This window comes from Pseudomonas sp. CROZ-RG-20F-R04-15, from assembly GCF_022662375.1.
Classification (GTDB): Bacteria; Pseudomonadota; Gammaproteobacteria; order Pseudomonadales; family Pseudomonadaceae; genus Aquipseudomonas.
Genome location: NZ_JAKNQL010000006.1, coordinates 25,328 through 45,899, shown reverse-complemented (window position 1 = coordinate 45,899; position 20,572 = coordinate 25,328). Strand labels below are relative to the sequence as shown.

The 20,572-nt window shown below is 59.1% G+C and carries 17 protein-coding genes and 1 pseudogene; 13 read left to right on the top strand and 5 right to left on the bottom strand.

All coding sequences use genetic code 11. From position 1 onward, the window contains the following. Window positions 1-4: 4 nt before the first annotated feature. Window positions 5-82 (bottom strand): annotated as a pseudogene (locus tag L8H52_RS30510) (His-Xaa-Ser repeat protein HxsA); the annotation flags it as partial. Window positions 83-182: 100 nt separating this feature from the next. Between L8H52_RS30510 and gcvA the strand changes: the two are divergent. The 3 genes from gcvA to L8H52_RS11265 all read left to right on the top strand — a co-directional run bounded on the left by gcvA (window position 183) and on the right by L8H52_RS11265 (window position 2,781). Next, window positions 183-1,088 (top strand): transcriptional regulator GcvA, encoded by a 906-nt coding sequence (gene gcvA / locus L8H52_RS11275; RefSeq protein WP_242207092.1) that lies wholly within the window; start codon window positions 183-185, stop codon window positions 1,086-1,088. A gap of 74 nt (window positions 1,089-1,162) precedes the next feature. Continuing rightward, window positions 1,163-1,990 (top strand): DMT family transporter, encoded by an 828-nt coding sequence (locus L8H52_RS11270; RefSeq protein WP_242207091.1) that lies wholly within the window; start codon window positions 1,163-1,165, stop codon window positions 1,988-1,990. Between the two features lie 29 nt (window positions 1,991-2,019). Continuing rightward, the gene (locus L8H52_RS11265; RefSeq protein WP_242207090.1) at window positions 2,020-2,781 is read left to right on the top strand and encodes an SDR family oxidoreductase; all 762 of its coding nucleotides are present in this window, start codon (window positions 2,020-2,022) and stop codon (window positions 2,779-2,781) included. 14 nt (window positions 2,782-2,795) lie between these two features. Here the strand turns inward: L8H52_RS11265 and L8H52_RS11260 are convergent, their stop codons facing one another. Then, window positions 2,796-3,761 carry an AraC family transcriptional regulator gene (locus tag L8H52_RS11260; RefSeq protein ID WP_242207089.1) on the bottom strand — a complete coding sequence of 322 codons (966 nt, stop codon included), beginning with the start codon at window positions 3,759-3,761 and terminating at the stop codon, window positions 2,796-2,798. Window positions 3,762-3,863: 102 nt separating this feature from the next. On the opposite strand from L8H52_RS11260, the gene L8H52_RS11255 reads away from it, so the two are divergent. Continuing rightward, window positions 3,864-5,099 (top strand): MFS transporter, encoded by a 1,236-nt coding sequence (locus L8H52_RS11255; protein WP_242207088.1) that lies wholly within the window; start codon window positions 3,864-3,866, stop codon window positions 5,097-5,099. 56 nt (window positions 5,100-5,155) lie between these two features. Here L8H52_RS11255 and L8H52_RS11250 read toward each other — a convergent pair whose 3' ends face one another. Further along, window positions 5,156-6,070: a LysR family transcriptional regulator gene (locus tag L8H52_RS11250; protein ID WP_034154182.1), complete on the bottom strand. Its 915-nt coding sequence runs from the start codon at window positions 6,068-6,070 to the stop codon at window positions 5,156-5,158. Between the two features lie 269 nt (window positions 6,071-6,339). Between L8H52_RS11250 and L8H52_RS11245 the strand changes: the two genes are divergently transcribed. The 4 genes from L8H52_RS11245 to pgm all read left to right on the top strand — a co-directional run bounded on the left by L8H52_RS11245 (window position 6,340) and on the right by pgm (window position 12,581). Beyond that, a complete protein-coding gene (locus L8H52_RS11245; protein WP_016983050.1) occupies window positions 6,340-7,362 on the top strand; it encodes a zinc-dependent alcohol dehydrogenase family protein in 1,023 nt (340 codons plus the stop codon). Window positions 7,363-7,912: 550 nt separating this feature from the next. Next, window positions 7,913-9,379 (top strand): hypothetical protein, encoded by a 1,467-nt coding sequence (locus L8H52_RS11240; protein WP_242207087.1) that lies wholly within the window; start codon window positions 7,913-7,915, stop codon window positions 9,377-9,379. Window positions 9,380-9,428: 49 nt separating this feature from the next. Then, the gene (locus L8H52_RS11235) at window positions 9,429-10,829 is read left to right on the top strand and encodes a PLP-dependent aminotransferase family protein (RefSeq protein WP_242207086.1); all 1,401 of its coding nucleotides are present in this window, start codon (window positions 9,429-9,431) and stop codon (window positions 10,827-10,829) included. Window positions 10,830-10,934: 105 nt separating this feature from the next. Further along, on the top strand, window positions 10,935-12,581 hold the full coding sequence (pgm, locus tag L8H52_RS11230) for a phosphoglucomutase (alpha-D-glucose-1,6-bisphosphate-dependent) (protein WP_242207085.1): 1,647 nt from the start codon (window positions 10,935-10,937) through the stop codon (window positions 12,579-12,581). Window positions 12,582-12,651: 70 nt separating this feature from the next. On the opposite strand, the gene L8H52_RS11225 is transcribed toward pgm, so the two are convergent. Then, window positions 12,652-13,347, bottom strand: a complete 696-nt coding sequence (locus L8H52_RS11225; RefSeq protein WP_242207084.1) for a pirin family protein — start codon at window positions 13,345-13,347, stop codon at window positions 12,652-12,654. A 277-nt stretch (window positions 13,348-13,624) separates the two neighbouring features. Between L8H52_RS11225 and L8H52_RS11220 the strand changes: the two genes are divergently transcribed. Next, complete coding sequence (locus tag L8H52_RS11220; RefSeq protein WP_242207083.1) at window positions 13,625-16,099, top strand: UvrD-helicase domain-containing protein; 2,475 nt, start codon at window positions 13,625-13,627, stop codon at window positions 16,097-16,099. A 51-nt stretch (window positions 16,100-16,150) separates the two neighbouring features. On the opposite strand, the gene L8H52_RS11215 is transcribed toward L8H52_RS11220, so the two are convergent. Next, entirely contained in the window at window positions 16,151-16,423 is a 273-nt protein-coding gene (locus tag L8H52_RS11215; protein ID WP_038367758.1) for a DUF1652 domain-containing protein, read from the bottom strand. A gap of 263 nt (window positions 16,424-16,686) precedes the next feature. Between L8H52_RS11215 and L8H52_RS11210 the strand changes: the two genes are divergently transcribed. The 4 genes from L8H52_RS11210 to L8H52_RS11195 are packed head-to-tail and all read left to right on the top strand — an operon-like array spanning window position 16,687 to window position 20,480. Then, window positions 16,687-17,502, top strand: coding sequence for a helix-turn-helix domain-containing protein (locus tag L8H52_RS11210; protein ID WP_242207082.1), 816 nt, complete (start codon window positions 16,687-16,689; stop codon window positions 17,500-17,502). Between the two features lie 52 nt (window positions 17,503-17,554). Next, a complete protein-coding gene (locus L8H52_RS11205; RefSeq protein WP_242207081.1) occupies window positions 17,555-18,961 on the top strand; it encodes an FAD-dependent oxidoreductase in 1,407 nt (468 codons plus the stop codon). 30 nt (window positions 18,962-18,991) lie between these two features. Next, window positions 18,992-19,336 carry a cupin domain-containing protein gene (locus L8H52_RS11200; RefSeq protein ID WP_242207080.1) on the top strand — a complete coding sequence of 115 codons (345 nt, stop codon included), beginning with the start codon at window positions 18,992-18,994 and terminating at the stop codon, window positions 19,334-19,336. Window positions 19,337-19,394: 58 nt separating this feature from the next. Beyond that, a complete protein-coding gene (locus L8H52_RS11195) occupies window positions 19,395-20,480 on the top strand; it encodes a polyamine ABC transporter substrate-binding protein (protein ID WP_242207079.1) in 1,086 nt (361 codons plus the stop codon). Window positions 20,481-20,572: the final 92 nt, after the last annotated feature.

Below are 20,572 nucleotides of genomic sequence, written 5' to 3'. Positions count from 1 at the left end.
CTGTCAATGCACCACGTTTCGACTTGCCCATCACTCCATCAATGGAGCCTTGGTAATACTGGCGCACCATCAGTGCGGTTTGTTGTGATGGCTCCCTAAGTGACGTTTCGGGTGAGATTGGCTCTATCATGAGCTAACGTTCATGCAAGCACTCTTCTGATAACTCGCTGGATAATGCTCTTATGAGAGACCTGCCGCCCACCGCGACCTTGCGTGCATTTGAAGTTGCCACCCGGCACTTGACCTTTACGTCGGCCGCACAAGAGCTACATGTGACTCAAAGTGCGGTCAGTCATCAGCTCAAGCATCTTGAGGCCCTTTGGGGAGTGCAGTTGTTTGAACGTGGCAAGGCGTTACGCCTCACGGCAGCGGGGGCTGCGCTGGCGCCCATCGTGCGGGAGTTTTTCATCAGCCTGGAGGCGACTTTGGGTGATTTGCGTGAGCAAAAAGACAGGGTTCGACTCAGCGTCAGCACCACCTACTCCTTCGCTCTCAAGTGGCTGCTGCCACGTTTGCCGCGACTCTCTCGTCAGCACCCCGAACTGCTGGTCTCGCTGGACACCACGGATAAAATAATCCATTTCTCTCACGGCCAGGCGGATGTTGCGATCAGGCTTGGCAAGGGCGATTACCCCGGTCTGCATTCTGAGTTCCTGTTTGGGGAGCAGGTATTTCCTGTGGCCAGCCCCGAACTGTTGCGGCGCGTCGGAACTCCGCAGAGCCCGGCAGAACTGTTGCATTTCCCGCTGCCCACGCGTGACGGCGCCGAACTGGTACCAAAATGGGAGGTATGGTTTCAAGCCGTCGGACTGGCTTATTTGCCGCTCAAGGAGAGCGTCAGATTTGGCGATACCAACATGACGGTCGAGGCAGCCTTGCTCGGCCAGGGCGTTGCATTGGTGCGCAGCGGGCATGTCGAGAATGAAATCAGCGATGGCCGTTTGGTGCGGCTGTTTGATGTGCCATTCCCATCACCGCTGGCGTACTACTTCGTCTGCCCCAAGGGCATCGAAGCGCAACCGCACATCGCCAGCTTTCGCCAATGGTTAGTCAGCGAGGCACTGAAAATCCAACGACTGGATGAGTGAGTCATGAGCATTTGTTCATGCTGCGATGAGGAGACTTTGCTTTAGTCCCGTCGCCGCATTGCCTAAAGTGGCGCATGCCTATTCATATCGTCTTCCTCGTGCTTTTCGCCGCGCTCCTGCATGCCAGCTGGAATGCGCTGTTGCGTAGCGGTGCCGATCGGTTGTGGTCGATGACGGTGATGTGCATTGCCATTGCCATCACCAGTGTCGTCGCCGCAGTGTTCATGGTGCCCCCGGCGATTGAGAGCTGGGGCTACGTGGCGCTTTCGGGGTTGCTGCATGTCGGCTACAACCTGTTTCTGGTGCGCAGTTACCGGGTCGGCGATCTGGGGCAGATCTATCCGATCTCACGTGGATCGTCGCCGGTGCTGATCACCTTGGGGGCTGCCGTGTTTGCCGGAGAACGCATCACGCCTGGCGTGTTACTTGGTATTGCGCTGGTGTCAGGCGGGATTATGTCGCTGGCTTTCAGAGGGCGCAGTCTGTCGGTTCCCAGCCTGCCTTATGCGCTGGGGACGGGCGGCTTTATCGCGGCCTACAGCGTGGTCGACGGCATCGGCGCCAGGCTCTCCGGCGCGCCGCTTGCCTACACGGTGTGGATGTGCGCCCTGTGGGGTGTGCTGATGCCGGTGGTCTACATCGGCCTACGCGACACCCGCAGTTTGTTCTCTGTCCGGGCGGGAACAGTGACCGCGCTGGTCGGCGGGCTGGTCTCTTTGCTTGCGTACGGAATGGTCATCTACGCCATGACCGAAGCGCCCCTGGGCGCGGTATCGGCATTGCGCGAAACCAGCGTGCTGTTTGCGGCGTTGATCGGCTATGTATTTCTCGGCGAGACGCTCACCGCGCGCCGGATACTGGCATGCGTAGTGATCGCCAGCGGCACCCTCATCATCGGTTGATACAGCCAACGGCTCAGGAGCTTTATTTCATGGACAACGTCTCGCAGGCACCGCTGATTCTAATCACGGGTGGAAGTCGTGGAGTGGGGGCAGCAACGGCCCGGCTGGCCGCCGCTAGAGGTTATGACGTGGCGATCAGCTACGTTGCCAACGAGTCCGCAGCGCTGGCCGTGGCTGCGGATGTACAAGCATCGGGGCGCCGGGCGTTGACGATGCGCGCGGACAGTGCGGATCCCCAACAGGTGGCCGATTTGTTCGCGGCCATTGATCGCACGTTCGGACGCATTGACGTACTGGTCAATAACGCCGGAATGCTGGCACCTCAGTCACGTCTGGAAGACCTCGGCTTCGAGCGGATGCAGCGCATCTTTGCGGTCAATGCCATTGGGCCAATACTCTGTGCCCAACAGGCGGTGAAGCGCATGTCTTACCGTCACAACGGCCCGGGCGGCGTGGTGATCAATGTCTCTTCGGCCTCGGCGCGCCTCGGCAGCCCCAACGAGTACGTCGACTATGCGGCGTCAAAGGGCGCGTTGGAGACTTTCACCATTGGCTTTGCAAAGGAGGTCGCACGGGAAGGCATACGAGTTAACTGCATTCGCCCCGGACATATCTATACCGAAATGCATGCCAGTGGCGGTGAGCCGGGGCGGGTCGATCGTGTCAAGGACTCGATCCCCATGGGGCGGGGCGGACAGCCTGAGGAGGTTGCACGCGCGATTCTATGGTTGGCGAGCGCGGAGGCTTCATTCGTTACCGGTACATTCCTCGATGTAACGGGAGGTAAATGAGTCAGTGGCGCGGATCATCGATTACCTGCGTTCGGCTTGCGACTCAATCCAGGCGTCTTGCCCGTAACGCGCTTGAATGCACGACTGAAAGCGGCCTGTGATGTGTAGCCCAAACGCTGCGCTACCTCTTCAATCGGTAGCCTTTCGAGGGTCAGCCACTGGCTTGCAAGCCGCATTCGCAGTTCGGTGACATAGCGCAGCGGGGCCATGCCAATCGTCGCCTGGAAGCGGTCCGCGAAAACCGAACGTGAGGTATTGCAGTGCTCTGCCAACTGCGCAACAGTCCAGTCGCGGCCCGGTTGTTGATGGAGCGCAAGCAGTGCACCGGCCAAGCGGGGATCGCGCAAGGCGGCGACCAGGCCAGAGGCATTGCCGCAGGCGCACTCGACCCAGCCGCGAACGACCATCGCAGCCACCACGTCGGCCAAACGCGCGAGGATACCGGCGAAGCCGACACGGGCGGCGCTGACCTCGCGTTCCATGGTGGTCAGGATAGGCACCAGCCCAGGGTAACGCTGACCGCCGGCATCAATCAGCATCAGGCCCGGCATCAGCCGACCAAGGCCATGGATACTGCCCAGTTCAAACTCCATGCAACCACTGAACAAAATAGTGCTCGGCGTGGGGTTGGCATCGGTTCCGGTATCCACCGCGCTGACGGTCTCACCCAAGGGCGCACCGTATAGATGATCGATATCCCGGACAGGCGCGCCCTGATGGGAAATCAGTTGATGGGCCGCGCCATGGGAGATGAACACGGCGTTACCAGCAGACAGCGCGTAGGTACTGCCGTCCTCCATTTGCAGCACCGCATTGCCGACGGCCATGAAGTGAAACCAGGCGTGCCCAGGTTTTTCCCCGAAGCCCAAACCGAAAGTTGGGCCCGTTTGGATGCGCCGGTATTCAACACCACGCAGGCGCATGCCGCGCAACAGTTCGTTGATGAGGTCCGAGGAAAGAGCAAACTGATCTGCAGGCATCGTTCAGGTGTTTTGGTCAAAAAGTAGAGACTATTGATCATAGATCATCCGGATTTCGGCGCCTAGACTTCGGCTCTTAATGAAGATTGGGAGATCCGTTCAATGTCTGACTTTGTATGTAACACCGTATCCGACCGCCATTGCGGCGTCGGCGCGGACGTAGAACCTGCAACCCCCGCGTGGATGGCAGTATTTTCGTTGGCGATGGGTGTGTTCGGGTTACTGACCGCTGAGTACCTTCCGGCCAGTTTGTTGACGCTGATGGCTACTGACCTGGGAGTGTCCGAAGCGCTGGCTGGCCAGGCGGTAACGGTAACTGCCGTGGTGGCGCTGTTCGCCGGTTTGTTGGTGCCAGGTCTGACCCGTGGTATCGACCGACGCTGGGTGTTGCTGGGTTTTTCGACGTTGATGGTCGCCTCCAATCTGTTGGTCGCTGTTTCCTCCAGCTTCGCGGTGCTGTTGTTGATGCGTATCTTGCTGGGCATTGCCCTTGGCGGGTTCTGGAGCATGGCGGCGGCGGTAGCGATGCGCTTGGTGCCGAGCGCTTTGTTGCCCCGGGCGTTGTCGATCATTTTCAGCGGCATCGCCATCGGCACGGTAGTGGCAGTGCCGCTGGGCAGCTATCTGGGCGGGCTGTATGGCTGGCGCAGCGCGTTCTTCGCAGCGGCGGCGGTAGGCATGGTGACCCTGGCTTTCCAGTCGTTCACTCTGCCGCGTCTTGCGCCGCGCCGGCCGGCACGCCTGCGCACTGTGCTCGAGGTGTTGCAGCGCCCAGGCATCGCCATGGGCATGTTCGGTTGTGTGCTGGTGCACAGCGGCCACTTCGCCATGTTCACCTATGTTCGCCCATTTCTTGAAGGGACTACCGGCATCGGCGCGCAAGGGCTGTCCCTGATGCTGCTGGGGTTCGGTGTGGCGAACTTCGTCGGCACACTGTTGGCCGGCCGGCTGCTGGAGCGCCACCCGCTGGCCACTCTGGTGCTGATGCCCGCGCTGGTCGGCGTTGCAGCACTGGCGTTGGTGCTGTTGCCGGCCTCGGTGCCGGGGCAGGCTGTACTTCTGGCAGTCTGGGGCATGGCATTTGGTGGTGTGCCGGTGGCGTGGTCGAACTGGGTCGCCAGCGCGGTACCTGATCAGGCGGAAAGCGCCGGAGGCATGGTAGTGGCATCTGTGCAGTCAGCCATCGCCACGGGCGCCGCCGCTGGCGGAGCAATGTTCAGTCTCGGTGGCAGCGCAGGCGTGTTTGTAGCAGCGGCCGTGCTGATGCTGCTGGCCGCGTTGCTGATTGCCCTGCGTGTCCGCGTTCCTACTGTCCATGGCGTTCGAACAATCCACTGAGTGAATAGCGCTCCATGGGGCGAAAAGGATCAAATGAACTACCTGCCCGACGCCCCCTAGAGGCTATCCGGATCGCCAAAGAACATCTGAATCCGCGACCGCAACCACCGCTCACCGGGATCGTTATCCTGCGACCCCCGCCAAGCCATATGCAACTCAAACGTGCGCGTGGGCAACGGCGGATCTTCCGCGCGAACACCGCCAGCCGCCGTCAACGCATCAGCCGTGTAATCCGGCACCGTCGCCACAATATCGGTGCCGGCCAACAACGTACTCAAGCCGTTGAACTGCGGCACGGCCAGCACCACATGCCGTTTGCGCCCGAGTTTCTCCAGCTCTTCATCAATAAAGCCACTGAGGTCGCCGGCAAATGACACCAGCGCATGCGGACGTGCGCAGTAGTCGTCCAGGCTCAACGGTCCCGGCACGGTATCGGCGCGCAGCAATTTTGGTGCGCTGCGGCGCAGGACCTTGCGTTTGGCGTTGGCCGGCAGGTCGGTGGTGTAACTGACGCCAATGGATATCTCGCCGGAGGCCAACAGGCCCGGCATCAATATGTAGTTGACGCGGCGGATCACCAACACGATGCCAGGCGATTCGGCGCGCAGGCGTTTGAGCAGCATCGGCAGCAAAGCGAATTCGACGTCGTCGGACAAACCGATCCGAAATACCGAAGTGCTGGTCGCCGGGTCGAATTCGGCCGCGCGGCTGACGGCGGTCGAAATCGAATCGAGGGCAGGCGAGAGCAGGGCGAAGATTTCCACCGCGCGGGCGGACGGTTCCATGCTACGCCCGGTGCGTACAAACAGCGGGTCATCGAACAGGCTGCGCAGGCGCGAGAGCGCCGCACTGATCGCCGGCTGACCGAGGAACAGCTTTTCTGCCGCCCGGGTCACACTGCGTTCGTGCATCAATGTTTCGAATACGATCAACAGGTTCAGGTCGACACGACGCAGGTCATTACGATTCATCTGGAGTCCTGGCAGAGTCATCAAGCTTGACGAGAGCGGCCATATGAGAACAATGGCCGGCATGAATCTTACGGGGAAAGGCTGGTACTCTGCACCGGAAAATTCAGCTTTACTGAGACGGTGGCAGCAGTTTTTCATGGATTTTGCCACTGCCGCCCCTGCTGCGGAATCAATGACAGGCATGTCGACTATTAATAGCCACTGATAGTCTTGGGTCAAAAGCCCAGATAGAGTTCATGGCATTAGAGGTTACTTTGACGAGGTTTGCGATGTCCCGCACGATCCGTTTTCACAAGTTTGGTCCGGCCGAGGTGCTCAAATGCGAAGAGCATGCGGCCGCTCAGCCAGGTCCTGGCGAAGTGCAGGTGCGTGTCGAGGCGATCGGCATCAGCTGGTACGACACCCTTTGGCGTCAGAACCTGGCCTCGTCTCAGGCGCGACTGCCTGCGGGTCTTGGTCACGAGATGGCCGGTGTAATCACCGCTGTCGGCGACGGTGTCGATGATCTGGCAGTGGGTGACAAGGTCGCCAGCTTTCCGGCCGAGAGTGCGAACGACTACCCGGTCTACGGCGAATCGATCGTGCTGCCGCGTACTGCGCTGACCCGTTATCCGGATGTGCTCAGCCCGATTGAAGCCAGTGTGCATTACACACCGCTGTTGATCGCCTACTTTGCCTACGCCGATCTGGCACGGGTCAAGCCGGGGCAGTTTGCCTTGGTCACGGACGCCAGCCATTGCGCCGGTCCTTCGTTTGTCCAGTTGGGCAAGGCGATGGGCGTGCGGGTGATCGCCGCGACCAAGGAAGCAGAGGAACGCGAGTACCTGCTGTCCCTTGGCGCTGAAAAGGTCATCGTCACCGAAGAGGAAGATCTGTTGATGCGAATCAACAAGATCACTGACAACCGCGGTGTCGACGTGGTGTTCGACGGCCTCGGCGGTCCGCAGATGTCGCTGCTGGGCGATGTGCTGGCGCCGCGTGGCAGCCTGGTGCTGTACGGCTTGCAGGGTGGCAACCAGACGCCGTTCCCGGCCTGCGCAGCGTTCCAGAAGAACATCCAGTTCTTCGTACACTGCATCGGCAACTTTACCGGCAAGCCGGAACTGGGCATCACTCAGGATCACGTCGCCTTGCAACGTGCCTTGCGTGACATCAACCAGTTGACAGCTGACCGCGTGTTGCTGCCGCTGAAGACGCGTGTATTTCCGTTCAACGAGTTCGTCGAAGCGCATCGCTACATGGACGAATGCCCGTGCCGCGAACGGGTAGCCCTGCAAGTCGAACCGGCGTAAGCCCTGTCATCAGAGTCCGTGGCCCCACGGACTCTTCTGCGTTTAGCTTCCCCTCCTGAAACACAGCGCACCGTGGCAATGGCGCCACGACCGTTCAGCAACTGAACCGGTTTTTGCTCGCGATCTGTATCTTCTAATCACAATGTAAGCCCTGATAATTGAATGATTACTTTCATCTCAAGGAATGAGCCATGTCTGTGCATTCAATTTGCCCTGCGCGATATAAAGCGGCCAAATCTGTTGGTCGCGTCTATTTCTGTTTAATTGTTGTAGGCCTATTCGGAAACCGCTTCTGTTTTTCTTGTACTCACTTGTCGTGGGACCTTGTGGGAAGTTTCCTAGGATCGCGTCCAGGAAAAAATATCCCAGCAATTACAGGGGGTTGAGGTTGTCATTCGGCGGCTGAAGGGTTTTTTTAAGCTCAAGTGTTTCAAATAACTTCAAACTTGTAAGTGTTAGCATTCGAACGTCTATTACTTATTGATGAATTGTCGCCTGACTGATATTTCAGTGCGTGCGGCAGGAAACTTTCGATACTGGGTAAATACCGATGAGCACGATCCATGATCAGGCAATGAACTATGTCTACCAGCAAGTATTGCAACGTTTGCTGAGTTTCTTTTCCCGCGCGGAGCGCACGGCGCTGCAGTTGCTGATCCAGCGACTGGCAGTGGCGGCGGGCGGCATGGAGAACATCGGTCATTTCAAGGTGCTGGTGAACCAGTCCGGGGCGCGCGACAGTTGTTACACCCTGGCCTTGCTGCGGGCCGCGCAATTGAGCATTGCCGGCCGTGCGCCGGCGACCTTTCAGCTACGGGTGGCGACCTTGCGCTGGAACGGCAACAGTGAGACGTCCCTGCAAAACCTGCACCGCAGCTACGGTGCACTGTTTCTGTATGACGACCCTCGGGTAGAGCTGGTGATGGTCGATCACCGCGAGGTGTTGCCGTTTGATCATCAGGCGCCCATTGGCGAAGCCGGTCGCGAGAGCAATCGTGTCAACCTGCTGTTGATCGGGCATCGTCGAGCCTGGAATGAACCGCTTGAACTGTGGGATGACGCGTACCTGGCCACCGCCGAGTTCTACGGTCAGGTTGCGCGCTGGAACAATGGCGTCGACGCGATGATCGGCAGCGAGTCCGCACGTCGTCAGCGGCATTTCCTCGACGGACTGGAACGCGCCACGCACAAAGCCGCGATTGCCGCGCCGCAGATGAGCACCGTCGGCTTTGAAATGCTGTTCCCGCTGCTCGACGGGCTGGGCGGCGATTGTTACCGCGAGTTTTACTCCGAAGATGAGCGGGTGACCTGGCGCCCGGAAGGTCATTTCGAGGCCTGTCGGCGCACCAGTTTTATCAATATCAACGACATGATTGTCGGCAAGCTCGAAGAACGCTGGCCTTTGCTGAGTGATTTTCTGGGTTTTCAGGCTGACGACGTGACGCTCTATCAAGGAGATGATGAGCACGTGGAACCTTTGGTGGCCGCGCATTTGCGAGGTTTGCAGGCGCAATTCATCGAGGGGCGGACCTATGAGGCCGGCGTCAGTGATTACCTGACCGGTCTCCTGATAACCATGCGGCAAAAGCAGGTCCCCGAGCCGGTTTGCGAACAATTGCTGGCGAGCTTCGGCGACCTGCAGGCGCCTGAACAACTGCGTTCGCAGGCGGCAAACGCCTTGCAGGCCAGTTTCGAGCTGAATGAAATCCAGCTGACGTGCCTTTTGTTTGCGCCTTTTATCGATGGGGGAGCGGGGCTTGAGCGCTTCTTGCGCAATTGTCATCCCGGGATGCTGGTGGCGTTGCCGGATCTGCATCGGGCAATGCAAGGGCTGCATGCTCCGGAGCAGGTACTGAAGTGGATGACGGATGTCAGCGGGCTGCCGGTCAGGATGATTGTGCGTTTGTATGCAATGGGGCCTGTGCGCATGCCTGAATCCAGCGAAGGTGCAGCGCAGAACGACAATGAGGACGATACGCTGGCTGAGCCTACTGCCGATCGATCGGCGGAAGGTTGATCGTGTGTTGCTTGTCCGCCGATGAGCCCCTGCCCATGGGCGTAGGGTCGTGAAAACGTCGAGAGAGAATGACTTCGTTTACCAGGCGGTTTATCGGTATTTGAAGTTGCTGATAGACGAGGCGGGGAGTAGCCCGCCGGTACGCTTGCCGTCGCTGCGACAATTGGCTGATCGGCTCAATGTGTCGATCTCGACCGTCCAGTACGCGTATTCGCTGCTGGAGAAGGAGGGGCGGGTCTATTCGATTGCCAAGTCCGGTTATTACGCGCAGCCACTGCACGTGATGGATTCGCCCGACAGCGGCAGTGATCTGCTCGAAACCGTTTACGTCAACGCCAGGCGACCCGGCATGTGTGTGTTGAGCAGTGATGACCCCGCCTCGCTGCAACCACTGGACAGTCCATTGCTGATGCTGGAGCGTGAACTGCTGCGCCAGTATCCGCGTCAGCCGCAAGCGCTGGTGCAACCTTGCGGAGAGCTGGAACTGCGCACGGTTTTGGCCGCGCGCTACACCTCGTCTACCGCCAATTACTGGCGCGCAGATGATGTCTATATCGGCGCCGACCTGCGCAGTGTCCTGGAAATACTGATTTCGGTGCTTGAGTTGCGTCGGGCCACCGTGCTCGTTGAGTCGCCCTGTGACTGGGTGATCTTGCGTCTGCTGGAGGCCGCTGAAGTGCGCGTTATCGAGCTGCCGCTGCTCGCCGGAGGCGTGATCGATGCGCAGCGACTGGAGTCGTTGCTGCAAAGTGAGCCGGTGCGTTTGATTCTTTTGTCAGCGGCGTTGAGCATGCCCCGGGGCACCTTGCGCCCACTGAGCAACCAGCAGGCAATCGCGCATTTGCTCGGGCACCATGGCACGTGGGTGCTGGAAAACGATTGCTACAGCGAACTTCATGAAGGCGGTGACGCCCAGCGCTTGCGCGACTGCCTGGACCCTGATCGTTTGCTGGTGTTCTCCACGTTCGAGAGATTCATCGGTGCCGAGGCGCCTTTCGGCTTTTTGCTGTCGCGTCATTGGCGCAATGAATTGCAAAGGCATTTCCTGTTGCGTGCGTTTCGCTTGTCGCCCATCCGTCAGAAGGCTATCGCCAGGCTGCTTGGCGGTGGTCGGCTGGATCAGCATCTGGCCATATTGCGGCGGATGCTCAAGGAGCGGCGCACGCACCTGATCGACCTGTTGCGCGAGCGCCTCGGTGATGCGTTGCAGATTGTCGAACCACAGGGCGGCGCAACCGTCTGGGTGCGTTCGCTGCGCCCGGTGAACATGGGGTATGTGTTTCAGCGTCTGCTCAGGCAGCAGATCGTTGTTGCACCGGGCGAGCTGTTCAGCCTGCAAGGCCTGCATGCACACCACCTGCGTTTGAGCCCGCTGACTCATGCCGATCATGACCTGGCCAGTGTGGTCGGGCTGATCGGTGACGCATTGCGGCTGGCACCCACTGACTAACGTTAAAAAACATCGGGAGAGTTCCGGATAGATCCCATCGCACTGCGGTCAAACTGCCAGTAAACTGCGCTCCATTCCTGAACCACTCTATTTCAGAGGTTTTGCATGACACTCAGTCCTTTTGCGGGCAAACCGGCACCGGCAGAATTGTTGGTCGATATCCCGCGACTGGTGACGGCTTATTACACCGGACAGCCCGACGCCTCGATTTCCACTCAGCGTGTGGCGTTCGGTACATCCGGACACCGGGGCAGCTCGTTCGACTTGAGTTTCAACGAATGGCACGTTCTGGCCATCAGCCAGGCGATCTGCCTGTACCGCGAAGCACAAGGGATTACCGGGCCGCTGTTTGTCGGCATCGACACCCACGCGCTGTCGACTCCGGCCGGTGCCAGCGCGCTGGAAGTGCTGGCGGCCAACGGTGTCACCGTGATGATCGCCGAAGGTGATGAATACACGCCGACACCGGCCATTTCCCACGCGATTCTCTGCTACAACCGTGGCCGCACCTCGGGTCTGGCGGACGGCATCGTCATCACGCCGTCGCACAACCCGCCACAAAGCGGTGGTTACAAGTACAACCCAACCAATGGTGGCCCGGCCGACACCCACATCACCAAGTGGATCGAAGCCAAGGCCAATGAACTGTTGGCCAACAAACTGGCCGGTGTGAAACGCATCAGCTACGAGCAGGCGCTCAAGGCCAGCACCACGCATCGCCACGATTACCTGAACACCTACGTTGCCGACCTGATCAACGTCATCGATTTCGACGCCATTCGCGACGCCAAACTGCGTCTGGGCGTTGATCCGTTGGGTGGAGCAGGGGTGCGCTACTGGTCGGCGATTGCCGAGCACTACCGCCTCGATCTGCAAGTGGTCAACAAGGCAGTCGACGCGACGTTCCGTTTCATGACCGTCGACTGGGATGGCCAGATTCGCATGGATCCGTCGTCCAGCCACGCGATGCAAGGCCTGATCGGCCTGAAAGAGCGATTCGACGTGGCTTTTGCCTGCGACCCGGATCACGACCGTCACGGTATTGTGACGCCGTCCGGTGGTTTGCTGGCGCCGAACAACTACCTCGCGGTGTCGATCGATTACCTGTTCCAGAACCGCCCGCAGTGGCGCGCGGATGCCGGCGTGGGTAAAACCGTGGTCAGCAGTGGTCTGATCGATCGCGTTGCCAAGCGTCTGGGTCGTCGTCTTTACGAAGTCCCGGTCGGATTCAAATGGTTCGCTGACGGCCTGTTCGATGGCTCGCTGGGTTTCGGTGGCGAAGAGAGCGCCGGCGCATCGTTCCTGCGCAAGGACGGTGGCGTGTGGAGCACCGACAAGGACGGTCTGATCCCGGCATTGCTCGCCGCCGAAATGACCGCGCGCACCGGTCGCGATCCGAGCCAGGCCTACAACGCATTGACCGATGAGCTGGGCGAACCATTCTCGGTACGCGTTGACGCCAAGGCCAACCCGGAACAGAAAGCACTGCTGAGCAAGTTGTCACCTGAACAGGTCACCTCGACCGAACTGGCCGGTGAGAAAATCCAGAGCATTCTCAGCCATGCGCCGGGCAACGATCAGGCGATCGGCGGTCTGAAAGTGATGACTGAAAACGGCTGGTTCGCTGCGCGTCCGTCGGGCACCGAAGACATCTACAAGATCTACGCCGAAAGCTTTATCGGTGACGACCACCTGAAACAATTGGTCGTCGAAGCCCAGGCACTTGTGGATGGCGCCATCTCCAGCAAGTGATGTTCGCAAGCGCATGAAAAAAGGGGCAACCATTATGGTTGCCCCTTTTTTTTGCTCGCCATTCAAGCGATCAAGCCAGATCCACCAACACAATCTCGCTGTCCTCAATGGCCGTAACGGTCAGCACGCGCTCCTGTGCCACTGCCACACCGTCTCGAGCCTGAGCGCGCAAGCCGTTGACTTCAATCACACCGGTGCTCGCTACCAGATACGCACGGCGACCTTCATCCAGATGATATTCCGCCGTTTCCCCCGCCTTGAGATTGGCCGCGACCAATCGCGCATCAGCGCGAATCCGCAGGCTCTGGTCATCACCATCCTTGCCGCTGGCCAGGGTGACAAAGCCTTCACGTTGGCCTTTCGGGAAAGGTTTGGCACCCCAAGAGGGTGGCGCGCCGGTTTCCGTCGGCAGAATCCAGATCTGGAAGATTTTGGTGTCTTTCGATTCCAGGTTGTATTCGCTGTGCGCGATGCCGGTGCCGGCACTCATCACCTGGACGTCGCCAGCTTCGGTGCGGCCCTTGTTGCCCAGGTTGTCCTGGTGAGTAATCGCACCTTCACGGACATAGGTGATGATCTCCATGTCGCGATGTGGGTGCTGCGGGAAGCCAGTGCCTGCTGCGATCACGTCATCGTTCCACACGCGCAGGTTGCCCCAGTTCATCCGTTGCGGGTCGTAGTACTCGGCGAAGGAAAAGTGGTGATGAGCATCCAGCCAGCCGTGATGGGCGCCGCCCAGCGAGCTGAAAGGTCTGAGTTCAAGCATGATCGTCTCCTCAAAAGGCTCGGCATGGGGCGTGATGGTTGCACCCGACGCGAGACCGGTGGTTTATGACGGCCATCATCTATCAGTTAATAATCGATAAAAAGCGTAAAAAGTGCGGCGTTATGATCGAAATTTCAGATAAGAAAAGGGCTCGAAAGCGTCTCATCTCACCTTCAGTTCATCGCTTAAACCAATGACCTGTAAGCATTTCGCTAGAACTGAACGGCAAATACCGCCACCATAGCCGCAACAGCCTCACACACTGGAGCCCCTCAGCGTGGCGCAAGACACTCCCGATCTTCCTCCCGAACTTCGCCCCTTGGCCGAGATGCCTTGGTTCAAACGCCTGGCAGCACGTTTCTTCGGCCATGGTTTGACCCGATTGCGCGCGCAACACCGTGCATCGTGGTTGCACGGTCAGGCCGATGGCTTCCGCAGTGGCCATACCGCGGGTGTCGAATATGGCTTTAAGGAAGGCAAGCTTGAGGGGCTGGAAGAAGGCCGGCAGGTGCTGCTGATCCGTGACAGCCGCAACACCGAGCATCGCCCGCCCAGCGTCGACAATCATCTGTTCGACGATTGGCGCCTGCCGCTGACGGCCGAGCTGAAAAAACGCATGAAAGCCGATGTCGCCCGCTTGTTGCCCGAGCACGCGCAGCCGAGCACCGCGCAATGGAAGATGATTTTCAGTGAAACACCATCAACCTCAGTGGTTGCCGGCGCTGGCGCGGGGAAGTCCACCACGCTGGTTCTGCGCATCCTGTTGCTCAACCACTATCTGGGTTTCGAGCTGGATTCGATGACCGTGGTGACCTTCACCCGCGAGTCGCGCAAGGACTTCATCAACAAACTGATCGAACTGTTCGCGCTCTGGGGCTTGGCGCTGAACCTGCGCCAGGCGCGCGAACTGGTGCGCACCTTCCACTCGCGCATTCTGCCGATGGTGCGCAGCCTGCCGGGTTTCGAGCGCTTGCAGGCGTTTGAGAACCTGAGCAACCGGCCACAAGGTGCTGACGAGGAGGTCGACAGCAATCCGTTCGACCTGCGCATCAACGATGCGCAACGCCAGCTACTCAACGCCTGCTATCACCGCTTGTTCAACGAGGATGAGCGTTTCCGTCAGTTGATTCAGCCATTGTCTCGCGCCGGTCTACAGCTCAAGGAGCTGGAACGTGATCACCCGGATGTGCAAAAGCGTGTAGCGGTGACGCAGTTGGCTGCCCAGCGTGATGAAGAACTGTGCGATGCCATTGAAGATCTGTGGTTCCGCGCCGGTGCCTGGCCGATCAAGGGTATAGAGCCGAACCGGCAGAGTTTCGATATCAACGGCGCGAAATTTCATTGCCATGGCTACATTCCGAGCCTGGATGCCTGGGTGGTACTCGGTTTCGATCCACGGGAAAATCCGCAGGTCAGCCGGCCAAACGCCAAACTCAGCGTGCGCGCAGAGTGGGCGGTGAAGCGCACCCTGTTTCAAGCTTTCTGTCGTAAGCCTTTGATTTGGCTTGATAGTTACGAGTCATCACGGCGTGTTCTGGCGACACTGGCCGGCGATGCCAGTGCCGGGCCGGGCTTCGATTACAAGGTCAAAGGCGAGTTGACATCGGCGCCGTTGCTCGACTGTTTTGTTGCAGCAGCAGGTTTCATCGAGAACCTTGGCCTGGACGTGGCTGACGCGGTCGGCCGCATGAGCTTTGCCAAAGATGACCCAGACCGGTTTTTCTTTGAGGCGCTGAGCCTGTTCTGGCGCGCCTTTGAAGATCATCTGCTGGATCAGAAACCGCCGGTCATGACCTACAACCGAATGTTCGCGCTGTTCAGCGAGCACTCACCGGAAAACCTCAAACTGTTGAGCGATGAGCTGCTCAGGCCGTTGGCGCACCTGATGATCGATGAATTTCAGGACGTTTCCCCGCAGATCGTCTCGTGGATCCGTGCCAGCCTTACGGAAATTCGCAGTCGTGGCCCGGCCATGCATGTCGGGCGCGGAGCACAGCGCTCGTCGCTGTTGTGCGTCGGTGATGACTGGCAGTCGATTTACGGTTGGCGTGGCAGTTCGCCGAGCTACTTCATGGCGTTCGACAAGGAATTCCCGTCGCCCGCCACTACGCGGGTAATGCTCAGCGACAACTACCGCAGTCATCAGCACATTATCGACGCGGCCGAGCACATCGTTCGCGCCGCTCCGGCGATCCCCGGCAAAAAGGCCAAGGCCAGCGGCGCAGTCAAGCCGTTGCAACCGGTCAATGTGCTGGAGCGCGATGATCAGGCGTTGGGCCAGCGCCTCGCCGAACATTATCGTCAGGGACATTCAATCTTGATGCTTTATCGAAAAAGCAGCGATAAGTCATTGATTGAAGAGCATATTCAGTCTGTGGTTAATGTGGATTCGAGCTTGCCGTACGAAGCGCGACGCCTGAAGCAACTGACCTACCACAGCGCCAAAGGCTTGCAGGCCGACGCGGTATTTCTGCTCGGTGACTGTCAGCACCTGACCAGTTCGCCCTACAAGAATCAGGTCTATCGCATGGCAGGACTGGGCAAGTCCGGCGACAGCGAGCCGTATGACACGGCGCAAAAGGACGAGATCCTGCGCCTGGCCTATGTCGGCATCACCCGTGCGGTCAGCCATTGCTACTGGTACGTCGAACCGCAGGAAGCGCAAGCGGTGAACATGCCCCGGGCATCGGACCGGGTGGCCAAGGGCAAGCCGTTCTTCGTTGATCACCGTATTGCCAAACAAACCGCATAAGCACAAAAAAAGCCCACATCAATGTGGGCTTTTTCGTTTTAAATCATATGGTTATGCGTAACTCCTGAGAGATTCCGGAGGTACGAATGCTTCCAGCTCGTCCTCCACAGCCTCGATGATTCGTTCGACATCCGCTGCATTCATCACCGTCGCGCACGGGATACCAGCGATGGCGATCATGGTTTCGCCACTGGCACGATCGAACAGACGGGCGATCATGCTGCCCGGCGCGTCCATCGTTGCCTCGAAACCCATCGGATGAAAATGCCAACGCATCAACTGGCATGCGTTGGGAAACGTGACTTTGCTTGACCCTTTATTCATGTGTTGCCCGCCTTCTTCATCGAGCGCTTCCGTTTGCTCATGTTAGGTGGGAAGAGCCTTCATTGGCTCAACCGGTGACTGACATTAAAAGTAGCATCCCGGTGTGAAATTCCTGTGAGATTTTTCAGTTCTTTTTGCGATTGCTTCGCATTTTTTGATGTAAGTCACGGCCTACGCAATCGTCGCCAAAAGGCCACTACGGATTAGTCATTGAAGCCTGCGGTGAACTTGGGCAAGCTCGATTCTTTTTCGCCGAGTTCCCTATGCACGCCGACGACGACGGCCCAGAACAGACCCAAGCCACGGCGGCCACGGTCATGCGCTATCACCTGAGCTGGAAGCACCGTGACCTCGACAGCGTCATGGCGCTTTACCACCCGGACATTCAGTACAACGATTTCTTTCAGAACCGCGTGCTCGGTCTCGACGAGTTACGTGAATACGTGCGTGTCAGCATGCCGCGTGAATCCGACGAACTGCTTGAGCATTGCGACCGCATTCGCGTCGACGGCCGTACGGCGTTCATTCAATACGAAGTGACGTTGCGTGGCGGCGACGGTCTGGTGTCGTTCCGCTCAAGCGAAGCGATCACGGTCAAGGACGGGTTGATCTGGCGCGTCAACGAGTACGCATCACTGGTGCGTACGCAGACCGACGGCACGAATTCGCCAAGTCAGCGCCCGGCGGTCAGTCGTCTGGGCCTGTCGCCGCGTCAATTGAGCTTCATGGCTGAAGATCTGCAGCAGTACTTCGAAAAGCAGCAGCCGTACCTCGATCCCGAACTCGACTTGCAGCGGGTAGCGAAGGAGTGCGGTTACAGCCGCAATCAGATTTCCTACCTGCTTAATCAGGTGCTCGGGCAAAGCTTCTATCGCTACGTCAATCAGGCGCGCCTGCAGCATTTGCTGCGCGCGCTGGATAGCGCCGCGCCACCGGTGCGCATCGATGAGCTGGCCTTCGCTGCTGGATTCAACTCGTTGTCGGCGTTCTATAGCTGTTTTCGTCAGCACACCGGCCAGTCACCGAAGGCTTACGTTAAACAAATTTCTTTGCGGACACGCGCGCAAGACTTCTCCTGAGCCCGCACACTAGGATCGACGCCATCGAAGCATTTCAGTGGCGGGGTCTTGCATGCCAGCGTGGCGCACTATCAGTTTGTGGATGGATCAACTCGACGAGCCGCTGACCGCGCGGCCCGCGCTTGAGCGGGATCTGGACGTCGACGTGGCGATCATCGGCGCCGGTTACACCGGGCTGTGGACCGCGTACTACCTGAAGAAACTCGCGCCGGGGCTCGACATTGCCATCGTCGAGGCGCAAACCGCCGGTTTTGGTGCTTCCGGGCGCAATGGCGGTTGGCTGATGGGCAATCTGCTCGGCGAGGATCGCTTGCTGGCCGGGCTGTCGCCAGAGCAGCGCCGCGCATCCTTCGATCTGCTGCACAGCATTCCCGATGAAGTGGAGGTCGTCCTCGAACGCGAAGGCATCGACTGCGATTACCGCAAGGGCGGCGTGCTCTATTGCGCCGCGCGCTACCCGGAGCAGGAAGCCAGCCTGCGTGAATATCTGGCCAAGCTGCACACTCAGGGCCTGACTGACAACGATTACCGCTGGCTCAGCCCGGAACAACTGGCGCAACAGATTCGCGTGGCCAAGCCGTATGGCGGGATTTACGCGCCGCACGTGGCGACCATTCACCCGGCGAAACTGGTGCGCGGTCTGGCGCGTACCGTGCAGAACATGGGCGTGAAGATCTACGAAAACAGCCCGGTCACGCATTGGCAGTCAGGCAGTTTGCGCACCGCCAAGGCCAGTGTGCGCAGCCGCTGGATCGTGCCGGCCGTCGAAGGCTATTCGGTTACCTTGCCGCCGCTGGGCCGCTATCAGCTACCGGTGCAAAGCTTGATTGTCGCCACCGAACCGTTGTCTGCGGCGACCTGGGATGAAATCGGCCTCAATCGCGGCCAGGCCTTCAGCGAATTCAGCCGCCAGGTCACCTACGGCCAGCGCAGCGCCGACAATCGTCTGATCTTCGGCGCCCGTGGCGGTTACCAGTTCGCCGGCAAACTGCGCCATGACTTCGATCTGACCCGTGATGAAGTCGAGCTGCGCCGTTACCTGTTCGGCGAACTCTTCCCGCAACTGAAAAACGTGCAGATCACCCACGCCTGGGGCGGCAATCTCGGCATGTCGCGGCACTTCAAACCACACATGCTTTGCGATCGCACCAACGGCATCGCGCTGTCCGGCGGTTATGGCGGGGAGGGCGTCGGCGCCAGCAATCTCGGCGGCCGCACCCTGGCCGATCTGATTCTTGAGCGTGACACCGAGCTGGTTCATCAGCCGTGGGTACTGCCCGACGGCGGCATTCATGCATTGCGCGCGTGGGAGCCGGAACCGTGCCGCTGGCTCGGCTACAACGCGATCATCAAAAGCTTCGTCCACGAAGACCAGACCCTGGCCAACCCGGCAACTGCACCGTGGCGGCGCAAACTCGCCAGCCAGGTCGCGGGTTTCATGGAAGGTTTCATGCACTAAAAGCCGTTTATTTAAAAGACAGGTCAGACCATGAGCATTACCCAGTTCAAAAACACCGCAACCCTGCAACTCGACGAATCCAGCCCGGTCGCCGTGCCCCTCGGCGAACCGATCGCAATTGCCTCGACCACCAGCGTCGAACGCGACGACGGCGTCGAAACCGGCGTCTGGGAATGCACGCCCGGGCGCTGGCGCCGGCAGATCACCGCGCAGGAGTTCTGCCATTTCATTTCCGGGCGCTGCACGTTCACCCCCGACGGTGGCGGCGAAACCCTGCACATACAAGGCGGCGATGCACTGATGTTGCCAGCCAACACGCTCGGCATCTGGGATATCCAGGAAACCGTGCGCAAGAGCTACGTGCTGATTTTCTGATTGTTTGATCCTTTGATTGCCTGCCAACAAAAAAGAAAACCCACACAGGAATCGATCCATGATCCGCAAGACCCTCGCTCTGGCACCGCTGATGCTCGCTGTTTCCCTTGCTCAGGCAGCGGAAACGGTCAAGGTTTACAACTGGTCCGACTACATCGCGCCGGACACCACCAAGAATTTCGAAAAAGAGGCCGGCGTCGGCGTCACCTATGACGTCTACGACAGCAACGAAACCCTCGACGGCAAGTTGATGACCGGTAAATCCGGTTACGACGTGGTGTTCCCGTCCAACCACTTCATGGCCCGGCAGATTCAGGGCGGGGCGCTGAAGAAGCTCGACAAGAGCCAGTTGCCGAACTGGAAAAACCTCAATCCGGTGCTGCTCAAAGCGCTGCAGACCAACGACCCGAACAACGAACACGGCTTCCCTTATCTGTGGGGGAGCACCGGCATCGGCTACAACATCGCCAAAGTCAAAGCCGTGCTCGGCGACGATGCCCCGGTGGATTCCTGGGACTTGATCTTCAAGCCCGAATACATGGAAAAGCTGCAGAAGTGCGGCGTGGCGATCCTCGACAACGGCCCGGAATTGCTCCCGGCGGCGCTCAACTACCTGGGCCTGCCGCACCACAGCAAAAATCCCGAGGACTATAAAAAAGCTGAAGCGCTGCTGATGAAAGTGCGGCCATACGTCAGCTACTTCCACTCTTCGAAATACACCAGCGACCTGGCCAACGGCGATATCTGCGTGGCGGTCGGTTTCTCTGGCGACATTCTGCAAGCCGAGAATCGCGCCAAGGAAGCCAAGAACGGTGTCGACATCGGCTACAACATTCCCAAGGAAGGCGCAGCCATCTGGTTCGACATGGTCGCCATGCCCGCCGATGCGCCGGACGAGAAGGCCGGTTATGCGTTCATGAACTACCTGCTGCGCCCGGACGTGATGGCCGGCATCAGCAACTACGTGCATTACGCCAATGGCAATGAGCAGGCCGATAGCCTGATCGACCCGGCGATCAAGAACGACACCAAGGTGTACCCGAGCCCGGAGATGATGGGCAAGTTGTTTGCACTGGAGGCGATGCCGTTGAATATCGACCGGATCCGCACGCGGGTGTGGAACAAGATTCGGACTGGTAGCTAATCACTCAGGCATACACAAATCCCCTGTGGGAGCGAGCCTGCTCGCGAAGGCGTCGGGTCAGACAACATGCTGTTGGATGACCGACCGCCTTC

Excerpts from the sequence above, each read along its gene's own strand:
- gcvA (WP_242207092.1), top strand. The coding sequence starts at position 183 with ATGAGAGACCTGCCGCCCACCGCGACCTTGCGTGCATTTGAAGTTGCC.
- L8H52_RS11270 (WP_242207091.1), top strand. The coding sequence starts at position 1,163 with ATGCCTATTCATATCGTCTTCCTCGTGCTTTTCGCCGCGCTCCTGCAT.
- L8H52_RS11265 (WP_242207090.1), top strand. The coding sequence starts at position 2,020 with ATGGACAACGTCTCGCAGGCACCGCTGATTCTAATCACGGGTGGAAGT.
- L8H52_RS11260 (WP_242207089.1), bottom strand. The coding sequence starts at position 3,761 with ATGCCTGCAGATCAGTTTGCTCTTTCCTCGGACCTCATCAACGAACTG.
- L8H52_RS11255 (WP_242207088.1), top strand. The coding sequence starts at position 3,864 with ATGTCTGACTTTGTATGTAACACCGTATCCGACCGCCATTGCGGCGTC.
- L8H52_RS11250 (WP_034154182.1), bottom strand. The coding sequence starts at position 6,070 with ATGAATCGTAATGACCTGCGTCGTGTCGACCTGAACCTGTTGATCGTA.
- L8H52_RS11245 (WP_016983050.1), top strand. The coding sequence starts at position 6,340 with ATGTCCCGCACGATCCGTTTTCACAAGTTTGGTCCGGCCGAGGTGCTC.
- L8H52_RS11240 (WP_242207087.1), top strand. The coding sequence starts at position 7,913 with ATGAGCACGATCCATGATCAGGCAATGAACTATGTCTACCAGCAAGTA.
- pgm (WP_242207085.1), top strand. The coding sequence starts at position 10,935 with ATGACACTCAGTCCTTTTGCGGGCAAACCGGCACCGGCAGAATTGTTG.
- L8H52_RS11225 (WP_242207084.1), bottom strand. The coding sequence starts at position 13,347 with ATGCTTGAACTCAGACCTTTCAGCTCGCTGGGCGGCGCCCATCACGGC.
- L8H52_RS11215 (WP_038367758.1), bottom strand. The coding sequence starts at position 16,423 with ATGAATAAAGGGTCAAGCAAAGTCACGTTTCCCAACGCATGCCAGTTG.
- L8H52_RS11210 (WP_242207082.1), top strand. The coding sequence starts at position 16,687 with ATGCACGCCGACGACGACGGCCCAGAACAGACCCAAGCCACGGCGGCC.
- L8H52_RS11205 (WP_242207081.1), top strand. The coding sequence starts at position 17,555 with ATGCCAGCGTGGCGCACTATCAGTTTGTGGATGGATCAACTCGACGAG.
- L8H52_RS11200 (WP_242207080.1), top strand. The coding sequence starts at position 18,992 with ATGAGCATTACCCAGTTCAAAAACACCGCAACCCTGCAACTCGACGAA.
- L8H52_RS11195 (WP_242207079.1), top strand. The coding sequence starts at position 19,395 with ATGATCCGCAAGACCCTCGCTCTGGCACCGCTGATGCTCGCTGTTTCC.